The following is a 17,637-nucleotide window of genomic DNA, read 5'->3' on the forward strand; positions in this document are numbered from 1 at the left end:
GGTAGAGCACTGAATTGCCTAGGGGGCGTCAAAGCTTACCAAAGCATATCAAACTCCGAATGCCAGACAGATGGTTCATGGGAGTCAGACCATACGAGATAAGTTGGATGGTCAAAAGGGAAAGAGCCCAGACCCACAGCTAAGGTCCCAAAGTGCGTGTTAAGTGGAAAAGGATGTGGGGATTCGAAGACAACTAGGACGTTGGCTCAGAAGCAGCCATTCATTGAAAGAGTGCGTAATAGCTCACTAGTCGAGAGTCCCTGCGCCGAAAATGTCCGGGGCTGAAACACGACACCGAAGCTTGGGAATGCGAATGCATTGGTAGAGGAGCATTGCATGAGGGATGAAGCCATACCGAAAGGAGTGGTGGACTTCATGGAAGAGAGAATGCCGGAATGAGTAGCGAGATGAAGGTGAGAATCCTTCAGGCCGAATATCTAAGGTTTCCAGAGTAAAGCTGATCTGCTCTGGGTAAGTCGGGACCTAAGGCGAGGTCGAAAGACGTAGTCGATGGATAACAGGTTGAGATTCCTGTACCACATATGGACAGAACTGTGGGGACACAGACAGGGAATGGAATCCGGGAATGGAGAGCCCGGAGCAAGCGAGGTAGGAGTCAGGCTGGCAAATCCGCCTGATGATCTGAAGACGTGATGCGTACCGAACATAAGTAGGGAAGTCCAGGCCCCTGGCTGTCGAGAAAAGCCGCTATTGTTTCATATGTGCCCGTACCGTAAACCGACACAGGTGGATGAGGAGAGAATCCTAAGGCCGACGGGAGAAGTGTTGTTAAGGAACTCGGCAAAATGACTCCGTAACTTCGGGAGAAGGAGTGCCATGAGAGTGGCCGCAGAGAAATGGCCCAAGCAACTGTTTAGCAAAAACACAGGTCTATGCAAAACCGAAAGGTGAAGTATATGGGCTGACGCCTGCCCGGTGCTGGAAGGTTAAGGGGAGAGGTTAGCGCAAGCGAAGCTTTGAACTTAAGCCCCAGTAAACGGCGGCCGTAACTATAACGGTCCTAAGGTAGCGAAATTCCTTGTCGGGTAAGTTCCGACCCGCACGAAAGGCGTAATGATTTGGGCACTGTCTCAACAACACACCCGGTGAAATTGAAATACCAGTGAAGATGCTGGTTACCTGCGCCAGGACGGAAAGACCCCATGGAGCTTTACTCCAGCTTGATACTGGGATTCGGCATGATATGTACAGGATAGGTGGGAGACTGAGAAGTAAGGACGTCAGTCCTTATGGAGTCGCTGTTGGGATACCACTCTTATCATGTTGGATTTCTAACCATCGGCCGTGATCCGGCCGGGGGACAATGTCAGGTGGGGAGTTTGACTGGGGCGGTCGCCTCCGAAAGGGTATCGGAGGCGCTCAAAGGTTCCCTCAGAATGGTCGGAAACCATTCGAAGAGTGCAAAGGCAGAAGGGAGCTTGACTGTGACACCGACGGGTGGAGCAGGTACGAAAGTAGGACTTAGTGATCCGGTGGTATAACGTGGGATTGCCATCGCTCAACGGATAAAAGCTACCCTGGGGATAACAGGCTTATCACTCCCAAGAGTTCACATCGACGGAGTGGTTTGGCACCTCGATGTCGGCTCATCGCATCCTGGAGCTGTAGCAGGTTCCAAGGGTTGGGCTGTTCGCCCATTAAAGCGGTACGCGAGCTGGGTTCAGAACGTCGTGAGACAGTTCGGTCCCTATCCGGCGCAGGCGGAGGAAATTTGATAGGAGCTGTCCTTAGTACGAGAGGACCGGGATGGACGGACCGCTGGTGTATCTGTTGTACTGCCAAGTGCATGGCAGAGTAGCCAAGTCTGGAAGGGATAAACGCTGAAGGCATCTAAGCGTGAAGCCCCCCTAAAGATAAGATTTCCCATACCATAAGGTAGTAAGACCCCTTGAAGACTACGAGGTTGATAGGGCAGAGGTGGAAGTGTAGCAATACATGGAGCTGACTGTTACTAATCGGTCGAGGCTTTAACCAGAGAAGGCAGAGTGAGGGATGACTTGCAAGAGATCTTGTATGATGTTTTGAAGGCACAAGCCTGATGATCCTCGATAGCTCAGTTGGTAGAGCACACGGCTGTTAACCGTGCTGTCGCTGGTTCGAGCCCGGCTCGGGGAGGTCAAGATACCGGGAGGTATCAGGAAAAGAAGGCCGTGAAGCGGTCAGAAAAAAGGCTCCATGGTCAAGTGGTTAAGACACCGCCCTTTCACGGCGGTAACACGGGTTCAAATCCCGTTGGAGTCATTGCTTTTCAGCATGTAATGAGTATAGTCTCATGTGTGCCGTTGTGGCTCAATTGGCAGAGCAGCTGATTTGTAATCAGCAGGTTACCGGTTCAAGTCCGGTCAACGGCTTCAAAGGACCTTTAGCTCAGTTGGTTAGAGCAATCGGCTCATAACCGATCGGTCCGGGGTTCGAGTCCCCGAGGGTCCATTGAAATTTTTAATAATATAACTATTTTGGCCCGGTGGCTCAGCCGGTTAGAGCGCCGCCCTGTCACGGCGGAGGTCGTGGGTTCGATTCCCATCCGGGTCGTTTACTATTTAAAAAATAGTATGTTATTTGTGGGATCATAGCTCAGCTGGGAGAGCACTTGCCTTACAAGCAAGGGGTCACAGGTTCGAGCCCTGTTGGTCCCATTTATATGCAGAAAATGCTGCATATATGCCGCAGTGGCGGAACTGGCAGACGCGCAGGACTTAAAATCCTGTTCGAGTTAAATCGAGTACCGGTTCGATTCCGGTCTGCGGCATGAATGTTAAAAGTATTTAATAAATACATTGACATTTATAATTAGATATAGTATAATATCTAATGTTGTCTAAGACAACAAATGTGGGCGTAGCTCAGCTGGATAGAGCGTCTGGCTACGGACCAGAAGGCCGGGAGTTCGAATCTTCTCGCCCACGGTAAGGACTTACATAAGTAAGTCCTTTTTTTATTACATAGGAAATTCCTTTGAATTTCCTATGTAATAAAAAACGCTCCGCGCAGATGTGCAAAGGGAGTTGAAGCGGGATTTTCCGCTTTCTTCTATGATTGTATTATATAGCTATTTTATCTTGCATCATAAGATAAATCTTCCTACATTATAAAAATCAGAACAATACGACAAAAACTTTACATTTATTTCACTTTGTGGTAAAATTCTATAGAAATGTAATACAAGCGTAACATTTAATTGAAAGGGAAGATAATGAAATCGACAATGAAAAAGATTACAGTATTAGTAGTCGTATTTTTATTTATATTAACAGCAGGTGTAGGAACAGCACCACAGAAGGAAGTGAAAGCAGCTTCTGGATATAGCGGAAAGATTTTTCGTCATTGGTGTAAATTAAGAACCGGAAAGTCTAAGAAATCCAGAGTTATTAGAAGACTGGAGATTGGAACACCTGTTACAGTATACGGTACAAGCGGAAGCTGGCGTAAGGTAAAAGTTGGAAATAGAACAGGTTATGTTTTAAAGAAATATGTTTACATTAATACAAATGCTCCTGCATTAACAGGTACTTCATATCAGAAAGGACAGAAAGTTGCAAGCTTCGCTCAGCGATTTGTTGGAAATCCATATGTATATGGAGGAACAAATCTTAATTATGGAGCTGACTGTTCAGGATTTGTTGGATCTATTTATCGTTGTTTTGGATATAATCTTCCAAGAACATCTTATGAGCTTAGAAAAGCAGGAAGAAAAGTTTCTTATAGTAGTAAACAGCCAGGGGATATTATCTGTTATGATGGACATGTAGCAATTTATATTGGAAACGGTCGTATTGTCCATGCAAGTTCAAGAAAAACAGGAATTAAAATTTCTCCAAGAGCAAATTATCGTAGAATTGTTTGTGTTAGAAGAATTGTAAATTAATTTAAATATTATATAGAAATCAAAGGGATCACAAAATAATTATTTTGTAATCCCTTTTTTATTACATAGGAAATTCAGGGGAATTTCCTATGTAATAAAAAACGCTCCGCGTGGATGTGCACGATGTGCAAAGGAAAGCAGTTAAAACTGCTGCACATCGGCACGCAAAGAGGAGCAAGTCCCTCATGATTGAGGGATACAGGGAGTTGATAGCGGACTTGTCCGCTTTGTTCTTAGATAATTTCACTGGAAAAGACTTTTTATGTAATGTTTGTTATTTAAATTTATTGATATATACAAAAGGTAAAATTAAAAAATGTAAGGGCAAATTAATCATTTTTTTGCACTAATTGTATTAATTTCAGTACAAAAACGGATTTTATGAGCTGTGTACAAATTCGACAAAAATCATTTATAATATAGACATAAAGTAGTTAGAACATACAACTGCTACAGAAAGTTTTATTCATTGAGGAGGCCTGTCATGAATAACTTACAGGAAAAAGTCATCCGGTCTATGGTTGATATGTATGGATTCTATTCCACAGATGAATTGTCAGAAATGACAGGAGTATCTGTAAGTTCCATCAAACATTCATTAAGCGAAATAGGAGATGGGGTAGAAGCATTTGGTGCAAAATTGTTATGTGTACCAAGGAAGGGAATCTGCCTTGTAGCTACAGATGAGCAGCGTGAAAAAATATTGGAAGAACTTGATTCATACGCAAATAGTAATCCGGAATCTTTTTTCTACCGGAAAAATTATATTTTAGATATTTTGTTTAATTTTCCAGCCAACTATACTATACAGCTTTTTGCAGAAGAGTTATGTGTCAGCAGGAAAATAATTCAGAAAGATCTGGATTCTGTAAAAGAATATTTGAAACAATTTCATTTAGAGTTGTCAAAAAGAAAAAATCAGGGAATTAAAATTGTTGGCCGTGAATTCGATATAAGACAAGCAATTGTAGATACACAAAATACAAAATACTGGAAACATGCTTATATTGACGATTTACCAGAAAACTTGGATTACCGGATCAGCAAAAGAGCTTTTACATTCTTTTCTGATTACTACTCAAAAGAAGATATTATGCAGACGCAAAGTTGTCTTGCTGAGGTAGAAAAAGAATTGAAAGTGGTTTTTGTGGATATTGCATTTTGTAGAATTACTGAATATTTGCTGCTTGCAAAAAGACGTATTCTGGAAGGCAAAAAGGTAACCAACTCAGAAAATCGGACAATGACACAATTGGATTCAGCTTATATGAAAGCGGCAAAAGATATTTTAGACCGATTTTTTCCGGATGAACAAAAAATGGAACTGGAATATCAGTTTCTGGCTGCCAAGCTATATGTTGCACGGACATGTCAGGTTCAGGCAGATATACAGGACGATGAACTGATGGATCTGGTAAACGATTATGTTTCTATTGTTCTTAATGTAATGCAGAAAGAAAATACAATAAAGCGCCGGGAACTGGAGAAGCAGATTGCTACTTTTCTGATGAAAGTCAAAGTAAAACATGATTATATGCTAGTTGAATGGGACGACTTACATAAAGATATTCAGCAAAATCTTCAAAGTATTTATGCAGTATGTCTTACGTATGCTTTTTATCTGGAAAATAACATTGGTTTTGTTTTGACGCAGGATGAAATTGCATGGATTACTCTTTTGATCCATCAGGCATCGATTGACAGTCGAAGTGAAAAACAAGGTATTTTAGTAACAGCAACAGATATTTATACGGCAAAATATGATGTGATGAAGATTGAAAATGAGATAGATAATCTCGAAATTGTAAAAACGGTTCATATTAATGATTATAAACCGGAAAATACCCAGGGGAAGCTGGTAATTTCAACAGTACCTTTGAAAGAAAAGCAAAGTAATGCAATAGAAATAACAAAACATGTGACGCAGATGGATTTGAATAAAATCATAAACTATATGGATGTTTATACGAGGACAGAGCAAAAACAGCAGTTATTTAACACGGTTCGTAAAACATTTCGCAAAGAACTGATATTAACGGACGTAATGACAGCAACAAAAAAAGAAACTATTGCCGAGGCAAGTAAATTATTGTGTCAGGAAGGATGTCTGGAGGAAGATGTGACGGAAAAAGTTTTTGAACTTGAGGAAAGACGGCCTACCACCATAGGAAATCAGATTGCCATGGCCCATGTGTATAAGGAACATGTAGCGGAAAGTGGAATAGTATTACTGAAAATGAAATATCCGGTACAATGGTCAAATACATCGAAAGTTAAGCTTGTATTTTTTATTGCGATTAATTTTGAAAACTCAGAGGAAATTGTAGAATTATTTAAGTTTCTATATAGTCTTATAGACAATAAGAAAGCAATAGAAAAAATCATAGGGGCAAAAGAACCAAAAGAAATCTATGAAATACTGATAAAAGAACTCAGATAGTTATTTCAAAAAGAGATTATAAAAATATTAACTATATTTAACAGGAGGATGTCAAAATGTTAGTAAACATGAAAGAAATCTTGGAAATCGCTGAAAAAGAAGGATATGGAATTCCTTGTATCAACACACCAAATGAGGAAACAGTTCGTGCGGTTATCGGAGCAGCAGAAGAATTGAACACACCGATTATCATTGACCACGCACAGGTACATGATACATTGATTCCAATCGAGAGAATTGGGCCGGTTATGTTGAAATATGCAAAAGAAGCAAGAGTTCCTGTCTGTGTACATCTGGATCATGGTAGTGATTATGAATTTGTTATGAGAGCGGTTAAAATAGGTTTCCCATCCATCATGTATGATTGCAGTGCACTTCCTTTTGAAGAAAATCTGGAGAAAGTTAAGAAATTTGTTCAGTTTGCGCATGCAGCGGGAATAACAGTAGAAGCCGAATTAGGTGTAATGGCATCTACAGAAGAAGATACACATGAAGATGCTGAAAGCAGAGTACTGACAAATGAAGATATCAAAGAATTTTTTACAGAACCTGAAGAGGCAAAAGTATTTGCTGAAGAAACAGGATGTGATGCATTAGCTGTATGTTTTGGAACAATGCATGGAATCTATGCAGAACCTCCAGTATTGGATATTGACAGGGTAAAAGCATTACGTGCAGCTATTCCTGATACATGCCGCGTTGTTATGCATGGGGCTTCAGGGGTAGAATTTGACCAGGTTCAGAATGCTATCAGTGCAGGATGTTCAAAGATTAATTATTATTCTTATATGGCAAAGGCAACAACAAAATTTGTTGCAGATAAAGTAGCAGAAACAGAAGGAAAGATCGCATATCATGAATTACAGGAAGCAGCATATGAATTCATGAAAGGTTATGCAAAAGACGTAATCAGTGCATTTAAAAATGGAAAATAAAAAGTAAATCAGGGAGGTATTTCATGGGCAGCGTGAATTTAGCAGAAGTGTTGCTTGATGAAATGGTAATTCTTGATTGTGAGCCTTTTAAAGACAAAGATGATATGTTTGATGCAATGACTCGCAAATTTGAAGAAGCAGGCTTTGTATCAGATGCAAAAGCATACAAAGAAGCACTTGAATACAGAGAAACACTTGGTCCGACATATATGGGAAACTTTGTTGCAATTCCCCATGGAAAATGTAAAGAAGTTATAAAACCAGGAATTGGATTCTGTAGATGTAAAGAACCTTTCATCTATGAGTCTGCAGGGGAGTCGGGCGAGGTCAAATACATCTTTGTATTGGCTATTTCTGACAATCAAGCCAATGATTACCATTTAAGAGTTCTTGCAACATTAGCAGGGATGTTAGCACACGAAGAGTTTTTAGAACTTCTTGGAACGGCAGAAAGCTATGAAGATCTGATTCATGGCATAAGCAATATGTAATCGGTATGTTATTACATGCCAGAAAAAGAAAACGGGAGGTGAAAACTTATGAAAGTAGTAGCAATCACATCTTGTGCAACCGGTATCGCACATACCTACATGGCAGCGGAAGCCATTATGAAAGTATGTAAAGAGAGGGGACACGAGTGCAAAGTTGAAAAACAGGGAGCTTTAGGAATTGAGGACAAGCTAAAGACCCGTGAGATCAAAGAAGCAGATTTGATCGTTTTTGCCAATGACGTTGGTATTACAAAGGCAGAACGCTTCGAACCTTACAAAGACAAAATCTTTCAGACAAAACCACATGACGTAATTAAGGACCCAAACATTATTTTTAGCGGAATGGAATAGTAAAAATTCAAAAATTGAGGAAAATGAAAAATATTTGTGAAAGGACGGAAAGATAAATGAGAGATGTTATTGATGATATCAAAGAAGCGTTTTTAACAGGTGTATCGTACATGCTACCATTCGTAGTAGCCGGAGGTATCCTGGTAGCATTAGGATTTTTGTTAGGAGGATATAATATCCCGAATACAGTAGAACCGGGAAGAAATTTTGCATCTACTATTTTCTGGATTGGTAAAATCGGATTAGGTACATTTATGGTACCAATTCTGGGAGCGTATGTAGCATATTCAATTGCTGATAAACCAGGTATCTGTGTTGGTATGTTCGGAGGCTGGATGGCAACGGATCCGTGGGGAATGGGATATGGTTCCGGATTTATCGGTGCTTTGATCGCAGGAATCCTGGCAGGATATCTTGTAAACTGGTTAAAGAAGATTCCATTACCAAACGCTTTAAGATCACTTCTTCCTACATTAATTATTCCGGTTATTGGATGTGCAGTAATCTGTTTATTGATGCATTATGTAATTGGTGGGCCTTTAGGAGCATTGACACAATGGTTAACAAAAATGCTGGATGGTCTTGGAACAGGAAACCTGGTACTTCTTGGTATTGTGCAAGGATGTATGCTTGCATTTGACATGGGTGGTCCATGTAATAAGGTTGCGTATGCATTTGCATTGGCATGTATGGAAACAGGAAACTTTGCACCAATGGCTGCAAACTTTGTTGCTTGCTGTGCACCTCCATTAGCAATGGCATTTGCTATGTTAGTTGCACCTAAGAAATTTACACAGGAAGACAGAGATGGTATTCCAGGATGCTTCGCAGGAGCATTATGTATGATCACAGAGTTTGCAATTCCATATGCAGCTAAAAATCTGAAATATATTCCATGTTACATGGTTGGTTCTGCAGTTGGAGCAGTAATCTCTTATTTATGGGGAATTACCATCAGAGCACCTCATGGTGGTGTATTCGTAGTATTTGCTATGAATAAAGTAGTACCATTCTTCATTACATTGATTATTGCAGGTGCAATTTCTGCAGCACTGATCGTATTGGTTACAAAACCGGAAGAAGAAAAATAGAGTTTATAAAAAAGGACAGGAGAAATAAAAATGGCAAAATTATTTGATATTATGGGAAGATTCCCTTTTGAACCGGACAAGAAAAAACCGATGTTAATCCGTAAACAAGATTATTCTACAGCATTGTATCCACCGGATAATGCATTTACATCAGATAATACATTTACGATGATTACAACCGATACTTTCATGTTAGGAATTTACGAATTAGGACCAGGAGGAGTATTTGCACCGCTTGATATCCATCCTGGAGATGAATCCTATTATATCTTAAATGGACCTGTACTTCAGAGAAGTGGTAATGGACAGTTCGCTTATCTGCAGACAGGAGAAGGTTTATTCATGCCAGAAGGTGCATGGCATTGCTGCCATAACTTCTCTGACGAAAAAGCCAGAATTCTTTATTTCATTACACCAAAAGCATGGAGTGAATCCATTCCTCCAGCAGTAATTCCAACTGAAGAAGAAACTAAATTCTACAAAGGACCAAATAATGAAAACCTGCCTGATATGCGAGGAGCTATAAAAGATATCTCCAGACAGGGATGTACGGATGATATTGGACATTGGCCAGTAGATCCTGAAGAAGCAAGAAAAACAGGTGCTGTATATGCAGTACGTGATTTTGAAAAACTGAATAATGTACATGGAACAACTCATCCAATGATGTTAAGATTCATTACAAGTAATGATTATGGACATTTTGGAGAAATGATTCTTCCAGCAGGTGGTTATGGACCAAGATGTTCAGATCCAGATGTTCATGCAGGAGATGGTGCATTATATTGTGTTGATGGCCCTGTAACAGTAAATCTGGTAGATGCTCAGGAAAGCTTTGTTCTGGAACCAGAAGATACATTCTTCCTTCCAGCAGGAACAAAATATCAGTTAGTGAATTTTGAAAATAAACCAGTTAAAGTAGTATTTGCCATTACAGAACTGTAAGAAAAATCAGGATGATAGGGAAACCCTATCATCCTGTATTAATAATCAGAAACAGAACTGTTATACAGTTTAGAAGGAGATCATTATGAAAATATCATTAGGATGTGATGAAGCAGCTTATGAGTTAAAAGAAACTATTAAAAAGAGACTTCAGGAAACAGGACATGAAGTTATTGATAATGGTGTAGGAGAAGGAGAAGTTGAATTATATCCGGATGTTGCAGTGAGAACCTGTGAAAAAGTAACAGACGGGACTTGTGATCGTGGGATTCTTGTATGCGGAACGGGAATTGGAATGGCCATGACAGCAAATAAAGTTCCGGGAATACGTGCAGCAGTCTGCCATGATCCATTTTCAACAGAAAGATCTATCTTAAGCAACAATGGAAATGTTATGTGTATGGGCGCAAGAGTTATTGCACCACAGCTGGCTTTATATTTACTGGATATCTGGATGGGGCTTACTTTTAAAGATGGACCGTCTACAGAAAAAGTTGAACGTATCATGCACTATGAAAACCAGTTTTGTGGAAAATAGGAGGATATAGGTATGTATTTTAAATTTGGAGTAGATACATTTATCTGGGCTGAAAATTTCAAAGAAGAGCATCTTTGGATTATCCCAAAAGCAAAAGAACTTGGATTTGAAGTTATTGATTTTGCAATCGCTAATCCATATACTTTTCCAACAAAAGCAGTAAAAGCTGAATTGGAAAGAGTAGGAATAGATTGTGTATGTACCACAACATTAACATTGGAAACAAATCCGATTTCTCCAGATGCTGAAATCCGTCAGGCAGCAGTTTCAGCTATGAAAAAATGTGTAGATATCTGTAATGAATTAGGAGCTCCTATTCTTGGTGGAGTAAATTATGCCGGATGGGGATATATAACAAAGAAACCTAGAACATACCAGGAATGGGAATGGGGCGTTGAATGTATGCGTCAGGTTGCCCGATATGCAAAGGAAACAGGAACAGTGAACATTTGTGTAGAATGTGTTAACCGGTTTGAAACACATTTTCTGAATATTGCAGCAGATGCTGTTCAATTTTGTAAAGACGTGGGAGTTGACAATATGAAAGTACATCTTGACTGCTTCCATATGATTCGTGAGGAAAAGAGCTTTGCAGGAGCAGTAAAAGAATGTGGAAAAGAATATCTCGGATATGTTCATGTAAATGAAAATGACCGTGGAATTCCAGGAACCGGTCTGGTTCCATTTAAAGAATTCTTCCTTGCATTAAAAGAAATTGGATACGAAGGACCTCTGGTTATTGAGTCATTTGATCCAAGCTTTGAAGAATTAGCAGGAAACTGTGCAATCTGGAGAAATTTTGCAGATACAGGAGAAGAGCTGGCAATTGAAGGATTGAAAAATCTGAAAGCAATTGCAGATGCTTTATAGGAGGAAACAGGTCATGAATCGAATTGTAAATAATCCTGATTATGTTGTTGAAGATATGTTAAAAGGGTTTGTAAAAACTCATAAAGATATTGTATCAACAACAGAAAATGAAAGAGTTATTAAATATAAAAATGCACCGGTAGAAGGAAAAGTTGGAATCGTAACCGGAGGAGGATCTGGACACAAACCGGCTTTTATAGGATATATTGGAGAAAATCTCTGTGATGCAGTAGCAGTAGGAGAAATTTTTTCTTCACCAACTGCAAAGGCATTTTTAGATGCAATGAAAGAAGCAGATTCTGGAAAAGGTGTTGCCTGCCTGTATGGAAATTATGCAGGAGATAATATGAATGTAAAAATGGCAATGCGTAAGGCAAAGAAACTGGGAATTGAAGTAAAAACAGTTGTTGCCAATGATGATTGTGCTTCTGCACCAAAAGATGAAATCGAAAAAAGAAGAGGTGTTGCCGGAGAAGTCCTTATGTGGAAAGTCGGCGGCGCCAAAGCAGCCATGGGAGGAAGTCTTGATGAGGTTATTGCGGTAGCACAAAAAGCAATTGACAATACACGTTCTGTTGGAATTGGTACAGCACCATGCACAATTCCGGCAGTAGGTCATCCAAATTTCCAGATCGAAGACGGAACCATGGAAGTTGGAATCGGACATCATGGTGAACCAGGAATTAATGTACAGCCATTAAAGACTGCCAGTGAAATTGCAGATGAAATGCTGGATATTATTATTCCGGATCTCCCATTTGAAAGTGGAGATGAAGTAGTTGTACTGTTATCTGGACTGGGTGCAACACCAGTGATGGAACAGTATATTGTATATGACAGAGTTGAAGAAGTTTTGTCAGAAAAGGGAATTAAAGTACATCGTTCATATGTAGGAAATTATTTTACATCGCTTGAGATGATGGGGGTTACCTTGACAGTCATGAAGTTAGATGATGAGCTAAAAGAATGCATAGATATGCCGGCTAATTCTGCAGGATTAAAGCAGTTTTAAAATGATAATTCTTTCATAAATATAGAGAAGACATTCTCAAGGTAAAATATGGCACAATTATTTGTGCCATATTTGAACCTAAAACTGTTTGGGGAAAAAAATATACTGTGATAAAATAAAGTCAGTAACGAAAGAGACTTTGGAAGGAGAAGGAATATGTCAAGTTTTAAAAATGCAGATGCAGGTGTAGTTGTGGATAAATTAATCAAAACAATCCAGGAACAGAGAGATTACTTAAGTGAAATCGATGGAAAAATTGGTGATGGAGATCATGGTATCAATATGAACAAAGGATTCACCATGTGTGAAAAGAAACTGGAAGGACAGACTTATAATTTATCAGAAGGTCTATCTATCCTTGGTGCTACTCTTCTGGAGGATATTGGTGGATCAATGGGACCTCTTTACGGAATGTTATTTGATGAAATGTCAATGGCATGTGAAGATGCAGAAGATATTGATGCAGATGTATTTGCAGAGATGATTACAGGTGCAGTAGAAGGAATTCAGGATATCAGCCCTGCACAGGTTGGAGATAAATCTTTGTTAGATACTTTAGTTCCAGCCAAAGAAGCTTTTGTAGCAGCCAAAGAAGCAGGAAAAGAATTTGCTGAATGTCTGGACGAAATGAATGCTGCAGCAGAAAAAGGATGGCAGTCAACAAAAGATCTTGTAGCAAAGATCGGACGTGCAAGCCGTCTTGGAGAACGTTCCAGAGGAGTTTTGGATGCAGGAGCAACAAGTTGCTATTTCATTATCACAACCATAGGAACCGCAGCAAAAGAATTACTATAATATCAATTTAACCTCTATATATTATATTCATACAATTCAGTAAAACAGGAGTCACGAAAATCTGGCTCCTGTTTTATATTATACAAAATTACAAATATTTACATTAATGGGTTGACAAGGAAAATATAATATGATAACTTATCAGTAGAAAGTGCTTATATAGTAGCACATAAGTTTTTTGACAGATCCCCTTATTTTAAGATCTTGGTTCCTTTTGGCATTTCAGCCATACATACCCCCGAATTTCTTAAAATCATCATCAATCATTCATACTATCCTCTATCTATTTAGCAGCTGTATGAGCACTTTCATTTTTTTCTCAATCAGTAAATGACAAATAAGAAAGAATATGTTATCATAATACTTTAGTTAGAAGATTTATAAAGAATAATTCACATATAGGAGGAAAAAATATCATGCCAGTAAAATATGTATTTGTTACCGGTGGAGTGGTATCCGGATTAGGAAAAGGAATCACAGCTGCTTCTCTGGGACGATTACTGAAAGCAAGAGGCTATCATGTGACAAGCCAGAAGTTTGACCCATATATCAATATTGATCCAGGAACAATGAATCCAATTCAGCACGGAGAAGTATTTGTAACAGATGATGGGGCAGAAACTGACCTGGATCTTGGACATTACGAAAGATTCATCGACGAGGGCCTGAACAAGAAGTCAAATGTTACCACAGGTAAGGTTTACTGGAGTATTTTATCAAAAGAACGTCGTGGAGATTATGGCGGAAATACAGTACAGGTCATTCCACATGTAACCAATGAAATTAAAAGCCGTTTTTACAGAAGCGATGATACCAGCCGTCAGGAAGTTGCCATTATCGAGATTGGCGGTACAGTAGGAGATATTGAAAGTCAGCCATTTCTGGAAGCTTTAAGACAGTTCCAGCATGAAGTTGGACATGAAAACTGTATTTTAATTCACGTGACTCTGATTCCATATCTGAAGAGTTCAGGAGAATTAAAAACAAAACCAACACAGGCAAGTGTAAAAGATCTTCAGGGAATGGGAATCCAGCCGGATATTCTTGTATGTCGTTCTGATTATCCTCTGGATGACGGAATTAAAAGAAAGATTGCACAGTTCTGTAATGTAGATAGAGACCGTGTTATTCAGAATCTGGATGCAGAAGTTCTCTATGAAGTACCATTGATGATGGAGAAAGAACATCTGGCACAGGAAGTATGTACATGTCTGAATATGCCATGTCCGGAACCGGATCTGGATGACTGGAAACAGATGATTGATAACTGGAAGAATCCAAAACATAAAGTAGAGATTGCGCTGGTAGGAAAATATGTATCTCTTCATGATGCTTATATCAGTGTTGTTGAATCTTTGGAACATGCAGGAGTTGCCAATTCTGCAGATGTGAATATACGCTGGGTGGACTCTGAAAGAGTAAGTTCATACAATGTGGATGAGATGCTTGGAGGAGTTCATGGAATACTTGTTCCAGGAGGATTTGGAGACCGTGGAATTGAAGGTATGATCTGTGCTATTAAATATGCAAGAGAACATAAGATTCCTTATCTTGGAATTTGTCTTGGAATGCAGCTGACTCTTGTAGAATTTGCAAGAGATGTTCTTGGATACGAAGATGCACACAGTCAGGAGTTTGATCCGGATACAACACATCCAATGATTCATATTATGCCAGATAAAGATGGATTAAAGAATCTTGGAGGAACTTTACGTTTAGGTTCTTATCCTTGTGTGCTGGCAGAAGGCTCTAAGGCAGCACAGCTGTATGGAGAAAAGGAAATCCATGAAAGACATCGTCATAGATATGAAGTAAATAATGCATACCGTGATGAGTTACAGGCAAATGGAATGATGCTGTCAGGATGTTCACCAGATGGAAGAATAGTGGAAATGGTTGAAATTCCATCTCATCCTTGGTTTGTGGCAACACAGGCTCATCCAGAATTTAAATCCAGACCAAATAAGGCCCATCCGTTATTTAAAGGATTTATTAAGGCTGCTTTAGATCATCAGAAATAAAGCATCAACTGGTCCCGAAAGGAGAACGTTATGAAATATGAAATTATTGGAAGTACAGTACCAGCTGTGGAAGTGGAACTTGGGAAGGGTGAATCAATGTTTACCCAGTCAGGAGCTATGACCTGGATGGATTCATCTGTTAAGGCGGATACCAAGATGGAAGGCGGACTGCTAAAGGGACTTGGAAGAAAATTTGCAGGAGAGTCATTATTTGTAGTTACTTACAGTGCACAAAAGGAAGGAGCAAAAATCGCTTTTGCGTCTTCTGTACCGGGAAAAATTATGAATGTTGATTTTCAGGGAAATGGAAGTCTGATTTGTCAGAAAGATGCATTTTTATGTGCAGAGAAAACGGTCCAGCTCAGTACGGTATTTACAAAAAAGATTAGTGCAGGTGTTTTTGGCGGGGAAGGTTTTATTCTTCAAAAACTTTCCGGAACAGGAACAGCATTTCTTGAAATTGATGGAGATGCTATCACAAAGGAACTGGCTCCAGGTGAGACAATCCTTGTAGATACAGGAAACGTTGTTGCATTTGAAGAAAGTGTATCTTATGAAATAGAAAGAGTAAAAGGTGTGAAAAATATATTTTTTGGAGGAGAAGGATTGTTTTTGACGAAACTTACAGGTCCAGGAAAAATTATTTTACAGACAATGAATTTCAATGATTTTGCAGGAAGGATTGCAGGTTATTTTCCTGATTCAAAAGAGTAAGAGGAAAAGCGTTAATTGTAAAAAATTAACGCTTTCTTTTTTATTTGGAAGGACCATGCGGACCTGATGGTTTTGTTCTAAATAATAAAAAAGAAATGCAAAAGTAAATATGATATAATAAAGAAAATAGACAATGATAAAAAAATGGTTGTTAGGGGGATATAAATGAATGTAAGAGGTGTACGTCTTTATGGAGTAAAAGATATACGATTGGAAGAATTTGATCTTCCCGAGATAAAAGAAGATGAAATTTTATTAAAGGTTATTTGTAATGGGATTGCTATGTCTACACTGAAAGAAATAACTCTTGCTCAGAGACATTTAAGAGTTCCCAAAAATATTCATACCAATCCCATTCTGATAGGTCATGAGTTTTCAGGAATTATTGAAAAAGTAGGGAAAAAATGGAAGGATGATTATCATGAGGGAGAGCGGTTTGTAATTGTTCCAGAGATTCCGGGTCAGATTGAGTCGCCAGGGTATTCATATAAGTATTTTGGAGGCGCAGCAACATATTGTATTATTCCCGGAGACATAATTGAAAAGGGTTGTTTGATATCGTATGAGGGGGATAGTTTCTACGAGCCAGCAATGGCACAGGCTTTATATAGTATTGTTGGAAGTTTTCATTCCAATTATCACACGATTCCAGGATCACATGAACATATTTTAGGAATCCGTGAAGGTGGGAATACGATTATTTTGGGAGGTTGTGGTCCTATGGGAATCATGGCAATCCGATATGTATTACAAATGAAAAAGAAGCCTAGAAGACTTGTGATAACAGATACCAATGAAGAACGTATTGAAAAAGTCAGAAAATTGATTACGGTTCAGGAGGCAAGAAGGAATGGGGTTGAATTATATTATATTAATCCGTCTATGTTAACAGATCCTGTTCCTGCATTACTTGCTATTACTCTAGAAAAAGGATATGATGATGTATTTGTGTATGCACCTCCTAAAAATGTGGCAGAAATCGGTAATCGGATTATGGCAATGGATGGGTGTATGAATATTTATGCGGCAACCGCAGACAAGAAATATCGTGCTGGAATGAATATTTATGGAAGTCATTATCTCAAAACAAAGTTAATTGGTTCTTCGGGGGGACTTCGCTCAGATATGGAAGAAGCTTTAGAAATTATAGATAATAAGAAGATCAATCCGGCAATTGGTATTACACATATTGGAGGAATAGATGCTGTTGTTGACACAACTCTCTATTTAAAGAAAATGCAGGGAGAGAAAAAAATCATATATAATCACATTAATATGCCGTTGACGGCAATTGAGGATTTTAGAAAACTGGAAAAAAATAATCCAGTATTTGGTCAGCTGGCTGATGCCTGTGATAAACATGGAGGCTTTTGGAATAAAGAAGCAGAAGATATTTTACTTGCCAATTTTTAATATAACCCACAGCATATTAATTATGAATGCTGTGGGTTTACTGTTATATGAATTGAGATTTATATCAGATGAGGGATGACTCCCGCCTCTGTAGGCGGTGAGCAACAATTATGTATCAGTGGCGGGTTTCAATCC

The 17,637-nt window shown here is 39.0% G+C and carries 14 protein-coding genes, 8 tRNA genes and 1 rRNA gene (1 of these 23 cut by a window edge); all 23 read left to right on the forward strand.

Annotated elements, in window-relative coordinates:
- Window positions 1–1,996 (forward strand): 23S ribosomal RNA (locus tag BHF70_RS10725); it begins 889 nt to the left of the window's first position.
- A gap of 67 nt (window positions 1,997–2,063) precedes the next feature.
- A tRNA-Asn gene (locus BHF70_RS10730) sits at window positions 2,064–2,136 on the forward strand.
- Window positions 2,137–2,190: 54 nt separating this feature from the next.
- Window positions 2,191–2,262 (forward strand) — tRNA-Glu (locus BHF70_RS10735).
- Between the two features lie 37 nt (window positions 2,263–2,299).
- Window positions 2,300–2,372 (forward strand) — tRNA-Thr (locus tag BHF70_RS10740).
- A 5-nt stretch (window positions 2,373–2,377) separates the two neighbouring features.
- Window positions 2,378–2,451 (forward strand) — tRNA-Ile (locus tag BHF70_RS10745).
- Between the two features lie 28 nt (window positions 2,452–2,479).
- Window positions 2,480–2,553, forward strand: a tRNA-Asp gene (locus BHF70_RS10750).
- A gap of 31 nt (window positions 2,554–2,584) precedes the next feature.
- A tRNA-Val gene (locus tag BHF70_RS10755) sits at window positions 2,585–2,657 on the forward strand.
- 27 nt (window positions 2,658–2,684) lie between these two features.
- Window positions 2,685–2,770 (forward strand) — tRNA-Leu (locus BHF70_RS10760).
- Window positions 2,771–2,853: 83 nt separating this feature from the next.
- Window positions 2,854–2,927, forward strand: a tRNA-Arg gene (locus tag BHF70_RS10765).
- A gap of 299 nt (window positions 2,928–3,226) precedes the next feature.
- A complete protein-coding gene (locus BHF70_RS10770) occupies window positions 3,227–3,886 on the forward strand; it encodes a C40 family peptidase (RefSeq protein WP_230973752.1) in 660 nt (219 codons plus the stop codon).
- Between the two features lie 484 nt (window positions 3,887–4,370).
- Entirely contained in the window at window positions 4,371–6,326 is a 1,956-nt protein-coding gene (locus BHF70_RS10775; protein WP_075760214.1) for a BglG family transcription antiterminator, read from the forward strand.
- A gap of 56 nt (window positions 6,327–6,382) precedes the next feature.
- Complete coding sequence (locus BHF70_RS10780) at window positions 6,383–7,261, forward strand: class II fructose-bisphosphate aldolase (protein ID WP_075760215.1); 879 nt, start codon at window positions 6,383–6,385, stop codon at window positions 7,259–7,261.
- 23 nt (window positions 7,262–7,284) lie between these two features.
- Window positions 7,285–7,752, forward strand: coding sequence for a PTS sugar transporter subunit IIA (locus tag BHF70_RS10785; protein ID WP_075760216.1), 468 nt, complete (start codon window positions 7,285–7,287; stop codon window positions 7,750–7,752).
- A 48-nt stretch (window positions 7,753–7,800) separates the two neighbouring features.
- Entirely contained in the window at window positions 7,801–8,103 is a 303-nt protein-coding gene (locus BHF70_RS10790) for a PTS fructose transporter subunit IIB (RefSeq protein ID WP_075760217.1), read from the forward strand.
- A gap of 56 nt (window positions 8,104–8,159) precedes the next feature.
- Window positions 8,160–9,194, forward strand: coding sequence for a PTS fructose transporter subunit IIC (locus BHF70_RS10795; RefSeq protein WP_075760218.1), 1,035 nt, complete (start codon window positions 8,160–8,162; stop codon window positions 9,192–9,194).
- A gap of 30 nt (window positions 9,195–9,224) precedes the next feature.
- Window positions 9,225–10,139, forward strand: coding sequence for a cupin domain-containing protein (locus tag BHF70_RS10800; RefSeq protein WP_075760219.1), 915 nt, complete (start codon window positions 9,225–9,227; stop codon window positions 10,137–10,139).
- Between the two features lie 85 nt (window positions 10,140–10,224).
- A complete protein-coding gene (gene rpiB, locus BHF70_RS10805) occupies window positions 10,225–10,677 on the forward strand; it encodes a ribose 5-phosphate isomerase B (RefSeq protein WP_075760220.1) in 453 nt (150 codons plus the stop codon).
- Between the two features lie 12 nt (window positions 10,678–10,689).
- Complete coding sequence (locus BHF70_RS10810; RefSeq protein WP_075760221.1) at window positions 10,690–11,547, forward strand: sugar phosphate isomerase/epimerase family protein; 858 nt, start codon at window positions 10,690–10,692, stop codon at window positions 11,545–11,547.
- Between the two features lie 13 nt (window positions 11,548–11,560).
- The gene (locus BHF70_RS10815) at window positions 11,561–12,559 is read left to right on the forward strand and encodes a dihydroxyacetone kinase subunit DhaK (RefSeq protein WP_075760222.1); all 999 of its coding nucleotides are present in this window, start codon (window positions 11,561–11,563) and stop codon (window positions 12,557–12,559) included.
- A gap of 156 nt (window positions 12,560–12,715) precedes the next feature.
- A complete protein-coding gene (gene dhaL, locus BHF70_RS10820; RefSeq protein ID WP_075760223.1) occupies window positions 12,716–13,354 on the forward strand; it encodes a dihydroxyacetone kinase subunit DhaL in 639 nt (212 codons plus the stop codon).
- 416 nt (window positions 13,355–13,770) lie between these two features.
- Window positions 13,771–15,375: a CTP synthase gene (locus BHF70_RS10825; RefSeq protein WP_075760224.1), complete on the forward strand. Its 1,605-nt coding sequence runs from the start codon at window positions 13,771–13,773 to the stop codon at window positions 15,373–15,375.
- 30 nt (window positions 15,376–15,405) lie between these two features.
- On the forward strand, window positions 15,406–16,089 hold the full coding sequence (locus BHF70_RS10830) for a TIGR00266 family protein (protein WP_075760225.1): 684 nt from the start codon (window positions 15,406–15,408) through the stop codon (window positions 16,087–16,089).
- Between the two features lie 165 nt (window positions 16,090–16,254).
- Window positions 16,255–17,502 carry an alcohol dehydrogenase catalytic domain-containing protein gene (locus BHF70_RS10835; protein ID WP_075760226.1) on the forward strand — a complete coding sequence of 416 codons (1,248 nt, stop codon included), beginning with the start codon at window positions 16,255–16,257 and terminating at the stop codon, window positions 17,500–17,502.
- The last annotated feature ends 135 nt before the right edge of the window (window positions 17,503–17,637 follow it).

The sequence above is a fragment of the Anaerostipes sp. 494a genome (genome assembly GCF_001940315.1).
In the GTDB taxonomy this organism is placed as follows: Bacteria; Bacillota; Clostridia; order Lachnospirales; family Lachnospiraceae; genus Anaerostipes; species Anaerostipes faecalis.

Bases quoted from the DNA above. Each gene is read 5' to 3' on its own strand.
- BHF70_RS10830 (WP_075760225.1), top strand. From the start codon at position 15,406: ATGAAATATGAAATTATTGGAAGTACAGTACCAGCTGTGGAAGTGGAA.
- BHF70_RS10785 (WP_075760216.1), top strand. From the start codon at position 7,285: ATGGGCAGCGTGAATTTAGCAGAAGTGTTGCTTGATGAAATGGTAATT.
- BHF70_RS10800 (WP_075760219.1), top strand. From the start codon at position 9,225: ATGGCAAAATTATTTGATATTATGGGAAGATTCCCTTTTGAACCGGAC.
- BHF70_RS10810 (WP_075760221.1), top strand. From the start codon at position 10,690: ATGTATTTTAAATTTGGAGTAGATACATTTATCTGGGCTGAAAATTTC.
- rpiB (WP_075760220.1), top strand. From the start codon at position 10,225: ATGAAAATATCATTAGGATGTGATGAAGCAGCTTATGAGTTAAAAGAA.
- BHF70_RS10825 (WP_075760224.1), top strand. From the start codon at position 13,771: ATGCCAGTAAAATATGTATTTGTTACCGGTGGAGTGGTATCCGGATTA.
- dhaL (WP_075760223.1), top strand. From the start codon at position 12,716: ATGTCAAGTTTTAAAAATGCAGATGCAGGTGTAGTTGTGGATAAATTA.
- BHF70_RS10795 (WP_075760218.1), top strand. From the start codon at position 8,160: ATGAGAGATGTTATTGATGATATCAAAGAAGCGTTTTTAACAGGTGTA.
- BHF70_RS10775 (WP_075760214.1), top strand. From the start codon at position 4,371: ATGAATAACTTACAGGAAAAAGTCATCCGGTCTATGGTTGATATGTAT.
- BHF70_RS10790 (WP_075760217.1), top strand. From the start codon at position 7,801: ATGAAAGTAGTAGCAATCACATCTTGTGCAACCGGTATCGCACATACC.
- BHF70_RS10815 (WP_075760222.1), top strand. From the start codon at position 11,561: ATGAATCGAATTGTAAATAATCCTGATTATGTTGTTGAAGATATGTTA.
- BHF70_RS10835 (WP_075760226.1), top strand. From the start codon at position 16,255: ATGAATGTAAGAGGTGTACGTCTTTATGGAGTAAAAGATATACGATTG.
- BHF70_RS10770 (WP_230973752.1), top strand. From the start codon at position 3,227: ATGAAAAAGATTACAGTATTAGTAGTCGTATTTTTATTTATATTAACA.
- BHF70_RS10780 (WP_075760215.1), top strand. From the start codon at position 6,383: ATGTTAGTAAACATGAAAGAAATCTTGGAAATCGCTGAAAAAGAAGGA.